Genomic DNA, 13,730 nt, shown 5'->3' on the forward strand with positions numbered 1-13,730 from the left:
TCGGAATCGTCGGGTGAAGCGCGGAGTAAGGGCTCCAAGCCCGGAAGCGGACGCCGGCGACGAACTCCCCCTGGCGGCCGGTGGGGTGAAGCGGGACCGGGATGCCGTTGCAGGTGATCCGGTGGCGGGAGTCGGTGAAGCCACTGACCTTGAGCTGGAGGCGTTCGATCGATGAGTCGACGTAGCGGGACGTCCCGCTGCTGGACTGTTCTTCGCCGAGTACGTGCCAAGGCTCGATTGCCTGGCGGAGTTCAAGGTGGATGTTCCGCTGGTCGTATTCGCCGACGAGGGGAAAGCGGAACTCGTGGTGGGGCTCGAACCAGGCCGGGTCGAAGTCGAGCCCGTGATCCCGGAGGTCGGAGACGATGTCCTCGAAGTCGTCCTTGATGAAATGGGGGAGCATCCAGCGGTCGTGGATCGAGGTCCCCCAGCGCACCGGCTTGGCGGTGTAGGGTTCGTCCCAGAACCGCGACAGCATGCCGCGGATCAGCAGTTGCTGGGCGAGCGCCATCTCGGGGTGGGGCGGCATTTCAAAGCCGCGCATTTCCACCAGTCCCAGCCGGCCGCTGGTGCCGCCGGGCGAGTAGAGCTTGTCGATGCAGATCTCGGCACGGTGGGTGTTGCCGGTCATGTCCACCATGTGGTTGCGCAGCACCCGGTCGACCAGCCACTGGGTGTGGTCGAGGGTCGTGTCGCCCTTCGGGAGCGCATCGAAGGCGGTCTCAAGTTCGTAGAGCGTCTCGTGGCGGCACTCGTCGAGGCGCGGTGCCTGGGAGGTCGGTCCGATGAACAATCCCGAGAACAGGTAGGAAAGCGACGGGTGATTGTTGAAGTAGGTGATCAGCGACGGCAACAGCTGCGGCCGTCGGAGGAACGGCGAGTCGAGCGGCGTGTCCCCGCCGACGACGATATGGTTGCCGCCACCGGTGCCGGAGTGCCGGCCATCCTCCATGAACTTCTCGGTGCCGAGGCCGATGCTACGGGCTTCCTCGTAGATGATGCGGTTCTTGGTGACGATCTCCTCCCACGTCTTCGACGGGTGGATGTTGACCTCGATCACGCCGGGGTCGGGCGTGACCGAGAACGAGTTGATGCGCGGGTCCGATGGAGGCCGGTAGCCTTCGATGCGGATCGGGGTGCCGAGCGACCTGGCGGTTTCCTCCAGGGCAGCGACCAGCTCGAGGTAGTTCTCCGCGTTGACGACGGGGGGCATGAAGACGTGGAGCCGCCCGTCCCGGGGTTCGACGCAAAGGCCGGTGCGGATCCTTCCGGCCGCGGATTCCCCGGTTCCCGGGGCCGTGGTGGCGAGCTGCTGTTGTCTCGAGGCCTCCCGTTGCTCCTCCCGTTCGCGATGGCGGGAAGCGTCACGAAGCGGATCCTCGTCGCGCGGATCGGCCTGGTACTGGCTGCGGATGGTGGCGGACGGCGGCAACTCGCCGGTGCCGCGGCGCAGGGCGGGGGGGAGAAACTGTTCCGCCGGGAAGGGCTCGCGGGGGACCGACGGGTCGTAGGGTTCGAGGATCGGTTGGTCGATGCGATCGGCCCAAGGCAAGCCGTCGATGGGAAGCCGGTAGCCCATCGGGTGATTGCCGGGGGCAAGGAAGAGCTCCTCGTCGCGCAGGAACCAGGGGCCGGTGAGCCATTCTTCCGGATGCAGGCCGCGGGCGATCGGCAGCAGGTGCCCGATGACCGAGCCGAGGCCCTCGTCGAAGACCTTGCTGAGGGTGGCCCGCTCGAGCTTGTCGGCGAGCCGGGGGTCCTCGACCGTGACGTTCATCGGCAGCCGCCGCTCTTTCCAGAGGTAGTAGAACAGGTCCTCGTAGCCGGCCCGGATGTAATTGTCCGGGAGATCGAGATTGCGGGCGAGTTGACGGATGAAGGCCTCAGATTCCTTGTGGCCGAAGCCGTATTCGACCCGGTGGTCGGCGAACAGGTCGGGATCGTTCCACACCGCGGTGCCGTCGCTGCGCCAGTAGGACGTGAAGGCCCATCGTGGCAGCGGTTCGCCGGGATACCACTTGCCCTGGCCGTGGTGGAGGAGTCCACCGGGAGAGAATTTCTGATAGAGCCGGCGCAGAAGCTGGTCGGCGTAAAGCTCTTTGGTCGGCCCGAGGGCTTCGGTGTTCCACTCGGGGGCCTCCATGTCGGTGGCCGAGACGAAGGTGGGCTCGCCACCCATGGTCAGGCGGATGTCCTGTGCCATGAGCTTCTCGTCGAGGCGATGCCCGAGCAGCTCGATCGCGGAGCTTTGCTCCGGCGTGTAGGGGAGCGTGACCCGGGGCGTCTCGCGGATGCGGGAGACCTTCATGTCGAATCCGAAGTCGGTCTCCGTGCCCTCGGGCATCGACAGCGATCCGGAAATCGGGGCGGCGTTCTTGTAGTGGGCGGCGGCACAGAGCGGGATGTGGCCCTCGCCGGTGAGCAGGCCGGAGGTCGGGTCGAGCCCGACCCAGCCGGCACCGGGCAGGTAGATCTCGGCCCAGGCGTGGAGGTCGGTGAAGTCCTCGGGGGGGCCTTCCGGTCCGTCGCCGACAGGCTTCTGGTCGGCCTTGAGCTGGATCAGGTAGCCGGAACAGAACCGCGCGGCGATGCCGAGACGGCGCATCACCTGGACCAGCAGCCACGCGGAATCGCGGCACGAGCCGGTCCGTAGACCGAGGGTTTGCTCGACTCCCTGGACGCCCGGCTCCATGCGGATCGTGTAGCCAACGGTGTCGTGGACGATGGTGTTGATCGCGACAATGAAGTCGATGGCCGCCATGCCTCCGGAGACCGGCAGGGAATCGAGAAACTTGGTGAAGAGCGGCCCCTTGACGTCCTTGACCATGTACGGGGCGAGGTCTTCGGTCAGCTCGTCGCTGTACTGGAACGGATAGGTCTGGGCATACTCGTCGAGGAAGAAGTCGAAGGGGTTGATGGTCGCCAGGTTGGCGATGAGGTCCACTTCGATGCTGAATTCACGGACCGGCTCCGGGAAAACCACCCGGGCGAGGAAGTTGCCCTGGGGATCCTGCTGCCAGTTGAGGAAATGCTTCTCCGGCGAGATCTTGAGCGAGTAGGAGGGAACTTCGGTTCGAGAGTGGCTGGCCGGCCGCAGGCGGATGACTTGTGGTCCTAGTGTAACCGGCTTCGAATACTTGTAGGAAGTAAGGTGGTGGAGCGCGCAGTGGATCGACATCGGCGGGTGGAATGGATGGGGTGAAAGCTCGATTGGGGCCAGAATCCGGGGGGAATCGAAACGATCCGCCGAATTCTCCTGATCCGTTGCGGGTGCGGTTGGATCGGTTCGGGAAACTGATGCGGGTGATGCTGGTTTTCCGCGGCTGGAGGAGGGTTGATGCGGATCAGGGTGATGGTGGCGATCCCAATGATCCTTAGCGGATTGCACCGGCTCCATGTCGACCGGGAAAATTTGAAGAATCCGTAACGCGATCTTGGCAGAATCTTAAAAAAGTCTCATCGTCGTCCTACCTCCCATCCCCCCGTGACCCCCTTGCGACTTCCCTTACTGTCGCTCGCTATTGGCCTCATCGTCCCCTGCATGAGCCTTGGCGGCGTCGTCATCAACGAAATCCAGTCGTCGAACCATGCATCAGCTTATGATGACGACGGCGATGCACCTGATTGGATCGAATTGTTGAATACGGGCCCGGATCCCGTGAATCTGGCGGGCTGGGGCTTGTCGGACCGGCTCGACGACCCGTTCAGGTGGACCTTTCCCTCTGTCGAGCTAACTGCAGGTGAACGGCTGGTCGTGTGGTGCTCCGGGAAGGACCGCAACGGAACGGGAGCCGGCTTGTCGGCGGATTCTCCGGACGACATTCCCGGACTGGTGCTGTGGCTCCGGGCCGAAGGTGAAGGATATGCGGATGGTCAATCGGCCGCGACCTGGACGGACCTCAGCGGGCACGGGAACCACGGCGCCGCACCTTCAAACGCAAGCCGGCCGGAGTTCCGGGCCGGCGCGGTCAATGGCAAGCCGGCCTTCGGCTTCACCAAGGTGGCGGGCCAGGAGTTCCGGCTGCCGGTGTCGAGCTTCGACGGATTGACCAATCTCAACAACTTCACCGTCTTCTCGGTGGGGAGCTGGACCGGGGGCGAAGGGACCTCCGGCTTTTTCGGTGCATGGCACAGCAGCGGGGGGGCGACCCCCACCCATCTGGAAGTCGGCGGCGACGAGGCGGTGAGCTTTCGAGCCGGCGACATGAACCGCATCGAGGTGACTGACGTGGTCCGGGGTGGGGAGTGGTCGGTGTTTTCCGCGACCCTGGCGGGCACCCAGGATTCCCCCTTGGCCCGCCTGTTCAAGGACGGCAGTCTGATCGGCAGTCGCGCGGAGAGTCCCGGCCTGATCCCGCTTGAGGATCTGGACCGGATGGCGGTGGGAAACTCGCAGGACGATCACCACCTCGACGGTGAAGTTGCGGAAGTGCTCCTCTACAACCGTCCCTTGGACGCCGCCGAGCTCGCCTTTCTCAATGTCTATCTCGGCACGCGCTATGCCTTGCCCGGCGCTTCGCTGCCGCTCATTCCGCAGATCCACACCTCATTCAGCATCGACTCCGGGGGCGAAGCCCTGGTGCTCACCCGTCCGGGTGGCGAGACCGAGGATCTCGTGCCGGCGGTCGCGATTCCGCAGGATGCGAGTTACGGGAGAAGTCCCGACGGTGGCTCGCCATTGGCCTACTTCGCGACGCCCACGCCCGGTGCGCCGAATGCCCTGGAATCTTACGGCCCTCCATTGGCCAGGCCGGTGCTGTCCGAACCTCACGGCTTCAAGACCAGCTCCTTTCTCCTGGCCATCACCCATCCGGACCTCGGCGCGACCATCCGCTACACCACCGACGGCAGCGACCCGAGCCCGACCCACGGGACGGTCTACACGTCGCCGGTCCCGGTCAACAAAACCACCGTGGTCCGGGCCGCGGCCTTCAAACCTGGCGCGTTGCCGTACCGCGCCGTTGCCACCCAATCCTATCTTTTCCTCGACGACATCGTCGACCAGACCGCGGCGGTGCCGCCCGGCTATCCCGCGGACTGGGATGGCTTTGCGGAAATCAGCTATGCCATCAGTCCGACGATCGCCTCCCGGCCGGGCTACGAGTCGAAGATGAAGGCGGCATTGGAGAGTTTTCCGTCGCTCGTGATCTCGATCGCACCGGACGACATGTTCGGCGTGGAGGGGATCTACTCGAATCCCCGGCGCCATGGCTACGAGAAGGTCGCGTCGGCCGAGTGGATCACGCCCGACGGGTCCATCGACGTCCAGGTCGATGCGGGGCTTCGCATCCATGGGGGGGCGAGCCGCTACATGGACCGGACGCCGAAGAAGTCGCTGCGTCTCAGCTTCAGGGGGATCTACGGCGAGGACCGCCTGAAAGTGCCGGTGCTCGGGGATCTCGGAACCTTGCCGAGTTTCGACACGATCATCCTGCGCGGCGAATACAACAACTCCTGGCTCGCCACCGTGTCTTCAGGGCGGGACCGGGGGACCAACATGCGCGATGAATTCCTGCGCAACACCCAGGCGCTGATGAGCGGCCAGGCGTCGCGGGGCAACCACGTCCATCTTTACATCAACGGGCTCTATTGGGGCGTCTACAATCCGTGCGAGGCCCCGGATGCCGCCTTCGCCGCCAATCTCTTCGGCGGGGATTCCGAGGAATACGACGCGGTCAATCACGACGGGGTCAAGGACGGCGACAACATCGCCTGGGAAGCGATGCGGGCGATCGCCGAGGCAGGCCTGTCGAGCCCGGAGCAATACGCGGCGATCCAGCAGTATCTCGATGTCGACCAGTTCATCGACTACATGATGGTCAACATCTACGGCGCCAACCAGGACTGGCCGGACAACAACTGGGCCGCCACCCGCCGGCGCCAACCCGGAGCCGGCTACAAATTCTGGATGTGGGACGGGGAGAAGGCGATGGAGTCGGAGAACTCCAACCGGACCAATCCGCCCCGCTCGAGTTTCAACTACGACAATCCCGCGGTCATCTACATGGCGCTGCGCGACAACGCCGAGTTCCGCCTGCGCTTCGCCGATCACGTCCACCGGCATTGCTTCAATGGCGGGGTTCTCGCCGCCGATGTCGTCGCCCAGCGCTACGCCGCCCATGCCGCACTTGTCGAAGCCGGTGTGTTCGGCGAAGAGGCGCGCTGGGGAGCGTATCGCAATGAGATCTTTGATCTCGATGGACCTTCTCCGATCTACTCGCTGGACCCCCACTGGTTGGCCGAGAGGGACCGCTTGCTTGACGACTACTTCCCGGGGCGCACCGACTTCGTGGTCGAGGAATTCCGCGAAGAAGACCTTTATCCGTCGATCGATGCCCCCGTGTTCAGCCAGCACGGCGGCCAGCTCACGGCCGGGCAGACGGTCACAATCACCGCGAACGGGGGCACGATCTATTACACGCTCGACGGCAGTGATCCACGGGTCGAGATCACCGGTGCGGTCTCACCGACGGCGATGGCCTATGCGGCCCCGCTGGTCCTCAGCGGCCACAAGACCCTCAAGGCCCGCGTCGTCAATGGGGGTGAGTGGAGCGCCCTGAACGAGGCGGACTTCCACACGATGTTGCCGGAGTCGGTCTTCAAGCCGGCAGGCAGCGGCGACTGGACGCTGAACTCGAATTGGACACCGAGCCCTTATCCGAACGGTGCGGGAGAGAGTGCGCTGATCCATGCTCCGGTCGGCGGCGATCGTAACGTCAACCTTCGTGCTCCGGTGACGGTCGGTAACCTTCGCTTCGACGAAACCGGCAATCTCTTCCGCAACCGGCTCCGCGACCAGCTCACTGGCAAAACGCTCACCTTCAACGGCGGAGGCGCAGATGCGCTGCTGCAGGTGGATGGCGACGGCAGCGGCTACGTCGAGCTGGAGGTGATCGCCGGGACCCATCTCGCCAGCGATCTGGAGGTGGCGGTCAATCATCCCGGCGGGGACCCGGAACACGGGGCCCTGCGCCTGCGCGAGACCTGGAGCGGAAGCGGCGGCATTCACAAAAGCGGCCCGGGGGTCCTGAGTCTCACCGGCGATGGCAAGGATTTCACCGGCGGCCTGGAGGTCCGCGAGGGAGTCGTCCAAGTCTCCGAACCGGCGTGCCCCGCTCTCGTCTCGTCGGTTTCGGTCGCCGCGGGAGGACAACTTCGCCTCACTTCCGGCAGTTCACCGGGGGTGCCGAGGCTGTATGGCTTCGGGGTCCCGATCCAGATCGCCGGGTCCGGCCGTGGCGCCGCCATTCCCGATGGCGGGGGATTCGGCAAGACGGGGGCCCTTCGCTATGACCCGGGCAGCGGTGAAAACCACGCCGTCCTGCCCGTGCCGGTCCGGCTCAACGCCTCCGCCGGCATCCACGTCGATGGGTCGGAAAATCGCCTCGAACTCACCGCTCCGATCGACTCGGGTTTGCTCGACCCGGCGGCGCTCACACTCACCAAGTCGGGTGGGGGGGCTCTGCACCTTCATGCCTCCAACGAGACGTTCACAGGAGCCATGGTGATCTCCAACGGCTCCTTGGAAATCTCCGGTGCGCTCGGGTCACCGGTCTCGATTTCCTCCGACGGGGTGCTGACAGGCTATGGTCAAACCGGACCGCTGTCCGGCAGTGGCACCCTTCGTCTCGACCGCCAGATCCTTGCCGCACCGTCGTTTTCCGGTGGCGCGCTCTCCGTCGTGATCGGGGAGGAAGGCTCGCCGGACTATCTGCAAGCGTCGGATTCCGGCAACGGGCTGCTGCGGGTGGATGCCCTCGCCGTGCCACCGTCGGTTTGCCGGATCTATCTCACGGGGAGCGGGAGTGTCTTCCGCGGCGTCCTTTTCGCGCCGTTCCCGGTTGACCTCGCGGCTGCGATGCATGCCTCCGTGACGGAAGTCTATCAGCCGGACGGTGGCGGCTGGTTGCTTGCCCCCGGGGCCCAGGTCGTCACGGTGCCGGAGATCGCGGATTTCGGCAGCGGGCCGGTGATGGGACATGTCGTTGAAGTCAGGCTCGACGCCGCGCCGGCTTCGATCGACGCGTGGAAGCTCCTGGCATTTCCCGATGCGGGCGACCGCAACGACCCGCTCGTCGGCGGTCTCGAGGCCAATCCGCAAAACGACGGGATCCCGAATTTGCTCCGCTACGCGCTCGGCATCGGGCCGGGAGACGATCCACACGCGCTGCTGCCACAGCTGGAGCTTCCGGGTGACAGGGCGGAGTTCCGTTTCCCCTTCGATCCGGGCCGCGACGACATCGCCTGCCTAGTCGAGGCCACCAGCGATCCCGCCGATTGGGCCAATGCCGAGGTCTTGTTCGATTCACGCAGCGACTACCCGCTCCGTCTGGAAGACGGCTGGCTCGTCATCGAAGACTTGCTGTCGGCACCGGTCCGCTTCTACCGGCTGCGCGTGTTCGTCCGATGAACAACGGTCTCAGTCCTTTGACGACTTCGGGTCGAGCGCGTCGCGCAACCCATCGCCGAGGAAGTTGAGCGAGAACAGCGTCAGCGAGAAGAAAACGGAGGGGAACAGGAGCAGCCAGGGATTGGAAAGCATCCGGTTGGAACCTTCCTCGATGAGGATCCCCCAGGAGCTGTTCGGCGGCTTGACCCCGAGGCCCAGGAAGGAAAGTACCGCCTCGAACAGCATCACTCCGGGGATGGTCAACGCGGTGTAGACGATGATCGGGCCGATGCTGTTCGGGAGAATGTGGCGGGTGAGGATCCTCAGGTGGCCGAGTCCGAGAGAGCGCGCGGCTTCGACGAAGTCCATGCGGGAGACGCTCTGGACCTGGGCCCGGACGATCCGCGAAACGGTGAGCCAGGAGAGGGTGCCGATGGCGATGAAAAGCGGAACCAGGGTGGTGATCGGTTCGACCCAGGTCCGGGTGTCGTTGACCTTCGCAGTAGTGGAACCACTGCCGGCGAACAGGTCGACGGTCCACTCGGTGAGCTTGCCGGTGAAGGGTTCGATGGTCTTGCCGAGCAGGATCACGACGATCAGGAACGGCAGCGCGTAGAGGATGTCGACGATGCGCATCATCAAGGCGTCGGTGCGTCCGCCGATGTAGCCGGCAAGGGCGCCCCAGCACACCCCGATGGTGACCGAGACGAAGGTGGTGATCAGTCCCACGGCGATCGAGATGCGGCCGCCGAAAAGCACGCGCGAGAGAATGTCGCGCCCCAGATGGTCGGTGCCGAACCAGTGTCCTGATCCGGGCGACATGTTTTTGTTAGGCAGGTCCTGGACGTTCGGGTCGGCAAGCAACCCGGGGATCGATGGCAGCACCAGGCATGCGAGCATGATCAATGCAACGATCACCAGGCTGGGCATTGCCGCGTGGTTCTTGCGCAGGCGCAGGGCGGCGTCGCGCCACAGCGAGGAGCCTTTTTCAACGGGGACGGGAGTGCTCACGTTCGGAGTGGAGAAGCTTCAGTTCGAGGACCGGAGTCGGGGATTGAGCCAAAGGCCGAGCAGGTCGGTCGCGAAGTTGGCGATGATGATCAGGGTGCCGTAGAGCATGACGATGCCGAGGATCACCGGGGCGTCGCCGACCTCGATGGCCTTGATGAAGTGCAGGCCGAGGCCGGGTACCACGAAGATGCTCTCGATGACCACCGAGCCCGAAATGATGCTGGCAAAGGCGGGGCCGATATAGGCAACGGCGGGGATGAGGCCACCGCGCAGGCAGTGGCGGGTGAGGATTGACATGCTGCCGACGCCCTTCGCCCGGGCGGTGCGGACGAAATCCTGGCTGAGGGTTTCCAGCATGCCGGCGCGGGTCAGCCGCGAGAGGTAGGCGGCGGTCCCGAGCCCGAGCGTGATGGCGGGCAGGACCCAGCTGGCGGGCGACAAGGGCGACCAGCCCATGACCGGCAGCCACTCGAGCCGGCGGCCGAAATTCTCGGCGAGCAGGGGGCCGATCACGAAGCTCGGGATGCAGATGCCGATCATCGCGATCGCCATCGAGGCGTAGTCGAGGGACGAATTCTTCTTCCACGCGGCGAGCACGCCGAGGGGAATCCCGATCACGATCGCAACAGCCATGGCGACGATGCCGAGCTGCAGCGAATTCGGGAATGCCTGGGAAATGATCTCGATCACCGGACGACCTTCGAGGCGGAGGCTCACGCCCGGGTCGCCTTTCAGCAGGTTGCCGAGCTGGCGGGTATACTGGGTGCCGATCGACTCGTTGAGACCGTAGTAGGACTCGATCTTCTCGCGGATATGGTCGGGGATCGCCTTTTCGGTCTGGAAGGGACCGTAGGGCAGCGCCTTGATCAGGAAGAAGGTGACCGTGAAGAGGACGAACAGAACGAGAAGTCCCTGCAGGAAGCGGCTGATGAGGGTGCGGAACATGGTCAGGGTTCGAGGCGGATGGCGCTGTAGGGGTGATTGTCGAGGAGCAGCGGATGCCAGCCCTTCACCTCGGGGCGCAGCAGGTAGTTCCGCGAATACCAAGACATGGGCAGGATCGGATACTCATCCATCATCAGGCGCTCGGCCTGGCGCAGGCTTTCGAGGCGTTTGGCCGGGTCGGCTTCCAGCGCGGCCCCGGACAGCAGCTCCTCGTAGCGGTCGGAATGCCAGCCGGTGTTGTTGTTCCCGTTGCCCTCCGTCCACATCGTGAGGAAGGTGGTGGGATCGAGGTAGTCGCCGATCCAGCCGGCGGAGGCCATGTCGAAGTCGAGGCTCTGCTGGGCGCTGATGTAGGAACCCCAGTCCTTGTTCTGGATGTCGATCAGCACGTTCAGGTTCTGCTTCCACATCGCCTGGATGGCTTCGGCGCTGGCACGTGCGGCCGGCTTGCTGATGAGCAGGGAGAAGCGCGGAAAGCCGCTGCCATCGGGATAGCCGGCCTCGGCGAGCAGGGCCCGGGCTTTCTCGGGATCGAATGACAGCACCTTGTCCGGTTCGTACGATCCCATTTTCGGCGTCAGCGAGGTGGCCGGGGTGTAGCCTTCCATGATGTAGTCGCAGAGTTGCTGGCGGTCGATCGCCAGGGCCAGAGCCTGACGGACCCGGGTGTCGGAAAGCACCGGTCGCGTGGTGTTGATCCGGATGAAAGTCGTCCCGACGTAGGGTTCCTGACGGAGATACTCCGGGGTGGTTTCGCGCACCTCCTTGATCAGGTCGGACGGCAGCTGATAGGTCGTGTGCAGCTGCCCGGACAGGAAAGCGCGGGTTTCGGTGTAGGGGTTTTCGATCGGCAGGAAGCGGATGCCATTGAGCCCGACATTGGCGGCATTCCAGTAGTGGGGATTGCGATCGACCTCGATCACGTCGTGGAAGAGCCAGGTCTTGAGCTTGAAGGGACCGTTGCCGACGATGTTCGGGTACAGGCTCCACGGCGTGAAGCGGTCGGAGATCTTGCCGTGCTTGAGCACCACGTGGCGCGGCACCGGGAACCAGGTGTAGTGGCGGACCAGCGAGGGCAGGTAAGGTACCGGTTCGCGCAACTCGAGCTGCAGCGTGTAATCATCGACCGCGGTGGCACCGACGCCGGCCAGCTCGAACAAATCGTCGGAGGCCTTTCCGGCCATGGTCGTCAGCAGGGCCTTGGCCTTCGCCATGAACGTGCCCACCGGCCAGGAATAGCGGCCGGCAGGATCGGCGAGGATCCATTCCAGCGCTTCTGCGGGAAGGGCGTCGAGTCCCTTCGCCGTGACGAACAGTTTCCGCTGGGCGTCATCCGTCAGGTCCGGCCATTTAGGCGATTCGCCGAGGGGGGCGAGGTCAACCTTGGCATCGGGACCGAATCCCACGTCCTTCATGTCGTCCCAGCTGGTGTTGGGGACGGCACCGGCCGTCAGGAGGATCTTGCCGCGGCGGTTCTTGTTGTAGTCCTCGGCGTTCTTCAGCGGGTAGACCATCTCGACATAGGGCGCCGCGAGGTCGGGATGGAGCATGCGGTGGTAGGAAAAGACGAAGTCGTGCGCGGTGACCGGTGCGCCGTCGGACCACCGGCCATCGGGCTGCAGGTGGAAGGTCCACCCGGTCAAGGTGTCGTTGTGCTCCCACGAAACCGCGGCACCCGGCGGCAGGCCGTCGTCTTTCTCCGGGTCGTCGGCGACCAGTCCCTCGAACATCGCGCCGATCAACTTGCTCTCGATGACCCCGGTGACGAGATGGAGATCCAGGGCCTTCGGTTCGGACGAATTGCCGATGAGCATGATGCCCTCGCGGTTCGCCTTTTCGACCTGGGTCTCCCGCTGGCAGCCGGCGAGGCAGAGGGCGAGGGGAAGTAGGAAAAGTGCGCGGTGTGTCATGGGGCGGGCGATGACTAGCGTTTCCCGTGCTCAGATTGCAGGGAAAATTTCACACGAATCGTTTGTTCGCGGCGCTAGATGGCAGGATTGACGCGATTTTCAGGGAATCCTGCACAATTGGCCCGAGGGGGCTTGCAAGGGTGTGAAGGATCGCTAGAACCGCCGGAACCGCCTTTGTTAGCTCGAATTGAAAGCCTACTTCCTGCGCCGCATCCTGCTGGTTCCGTTCACCTTGATCGGGATCACGGCGCTGGTCTTCTCGACCATCCGGCTCGCACCGGGCGGCCCGATGGAGCAGAGCCTGGCGCGCCTGATCGGCGGTGAGAAGCGGGCTCGTGCCGAGTCGTCGTTCTCGCTGACCGCGGCGCAGGTGCTGGAGGAAGAAGAGAAGTTCAACCGCGACAAAGGGCTGGCACGCGCCTACCTGGAGTGGCTCGGCGCGGTTCCGCGGGACCTGGAAAAGACCGGCAAGGAGTTTCCCGAGGGCAAGATGGAAGTGCAGATCCCGGTTCCCGGGACCACCCACGTTGTCACCGCCCGCAGGGATGCGGCGGGGGGCGTGAAGCTCGATCCGCTCGAAGGGGCCGACCTTTCCGCCTGGCAGGTCCGGCTGCGGACACCGGAAGAGCAGGCGGAGCGCTGGGCCCGCTGGGTGAAGGGCATCGATCTGGAAAAAATGCCCGACTACCGCGCGGTGCTTTTCAAGCCCGGCTTCGACGGTTTGCTGCAGGGGAGTCTCGGAAAGTCCACGAAATACCAGGATTCGGTTTGGTCGATGATCCTCGACCGTTTGCCGGTGTCGCTGTTCTTCGGCATCGCCAGCATGATCGCGGTCTACGGGATCTGCCTGCCCCTCGGGATCGTCAAGGCGATCAAGCACCGCAGCTTCCTCGACAACATCACCTCGGCCGCCGTTTTCGCGGGCTACGCGATTCCCGGCTACGCCCTCGGTTCCCTGATGGTGGTCTTCCTCGGTGCCAAGCTCGGCTGGTTCCCGATCCGCGGGTTCACCGGCGATGACTTTGAGACCTTGTCGAACGCGGACAAGGCCAAGGACCTCCTCCGGCACACGGCGATGCCGCTGGTCTGCTACCTGATCGGCAGCTTCGCCTTCATGACCATGATGATGAAAAACAACCTCATGGACAACCTGGCGGCCGACTATGTCCGGACCGCCGCCGCCAAGGGCGTGTCGTTCCCGTCGGCGGTGTTCAAGCACGCGTTCCGCAACTCGATCATCCCCATCGCCACGACCTTCGGGAACAACGTGTCCCTGCTGGTGGCAGGCAGTATGCTGATCGAGCGGGTGTTCGACATCAACGGTTTCGGCTTGCTGCAATTCAGCGCGATCTACGAACGCGACGAACCGCTGATGATGGGCGTGTTGTTTTTCTCCGCATTGTTGCTGTTGGTCGGCAACATCCTCTCCGACTTGTGCGTGGCGATGGTCGATCCGCGGGTGAGCTACGAATGAG

6 protein-coding genes are annotated in these 13,730 nt (G+C 64.4%); 2 read left to right on the forward strand and 4 right to left on the reverse strand.

The window, feature by feature from the left end; translation table 11 throughout:
- The coding region (locus IG178_RS13855) for a transglutaminase family protein (RefSeq protein WP_193213158.1) at nucleotides 1-3,178 on the reverse strand (3,178 nt) is incomplete at its 3' end.
- A gap of 306 nt (nucleotides 3,179-3,484) precedes the next feature.
- Between IG178_RS13855 and IG178_RS13860 the strand changes: the two genes are divergently transcribed.
- Nucleotides 3,485-8,410, forward strand: coding sequence for an FN3 associated domain-containing protein (locus IG178_RS13860; RefSeq protein ID WP_343225973.1), 4,926 nt, complete (start codon nucleotides 3,485-3,487; stop codon nucleotides 8,408-8,410).
- 9 nt (nucleotides 8,411-8,419) lie between these two features.
- On the opposite strand, the gene IG178_RS13865 is transcribed toward IG178_RS13860, so the two are convergent.
- Genes IG178_RS13865 through IG178_RS13875 form a run of 3 tightly spaced genes read right to left on the reverse strand, consistent with a single transcriptional unit; the run spans nucleotide 8,420 to nucleotide 12,255 of the window.
- Nucleotides 8,420-9,400 (reverse strand): ABC transporter permease, encoded by a 981-nt coding sequence (locus IG178_RS13865; RefSeq protein ID WP_343225974.1) that lies wholly within the window; start codon nucleotides 9,398-9,400, stop codon nucleotides 8,420-8,422.
- A gap of 18 nt (nucleotides 9,401-9,418) precedes the next feature.
- Complete coding sequence (locus IG178_RS13870; protein ID WP_193213160.1) at nucleotides 9,419-10,345, reverse strand: ABC transporter permease; 927 nt, start codon at nucleotides 10,343-10,345, stop codon at nucleotides 9,419-9,421.
- Nucleotides 10,346-10,347: 2 nt separating this feature from the next.
- The gene (locus tag IG178_RS13875; protein WP_193213161.1) at nucleotides 10,348-12,255 is read right to left on the reverse strand and encodes a peptide ABC transporter substrate-binding protein; all 1,908 of its coding nucleotides are present in this window, start codon (nucleotides 12,253-12,255) and stop codon (nucleotides 10,348-10,350) included.
- Nucleotides 12,256-12,442: 187 nt separating this feature from the next.
- Here IG178_RS13875 and IG178_RS13880 point away from each other — a divergent pair, with 187 nt between their 5' ends.
- Nucleotides 12,443-13,729 (forward strand): ABC transporter permease subunit, encoded by a 1,287-nt coding sequence (locus IG178_RS13880; RefSeq protein ID WP_193213162.1) that lies wholly within the window; start codon nucleotides 12,443-12,445, stop codon nucleotides 13,727-13,729.
- Nucleotide 13,730: the final 1 nt, after the last annotated feature.

This window comes from Neoluteolibacter marinus, assembly GCF_014904755.1.
GTDB classification, from domain to species: Bacteria; Verrucomicrobiota; Verrucomicrobiia; order Verrucomicrobiales; family Akkermansiaceae; genus Haloferula; species Haloferula marina.

Coding starts and splice junctions, on each gene's coding strand:
- IG178_RS13875 (WP_193213161.1), bottom strand. CDS start 12,255: ATGACACACCGCGCACTTTTCCTACTTCCCCTCGCCCTCTGCCTCGCC.
- IG178_RS13870 (WP_193213160.1), bottom strand. CDS start 10,345: ATGTTCCGCACCCTCATCAGCCGCTTCCTGCAGGGACTTCTCGTTCTG.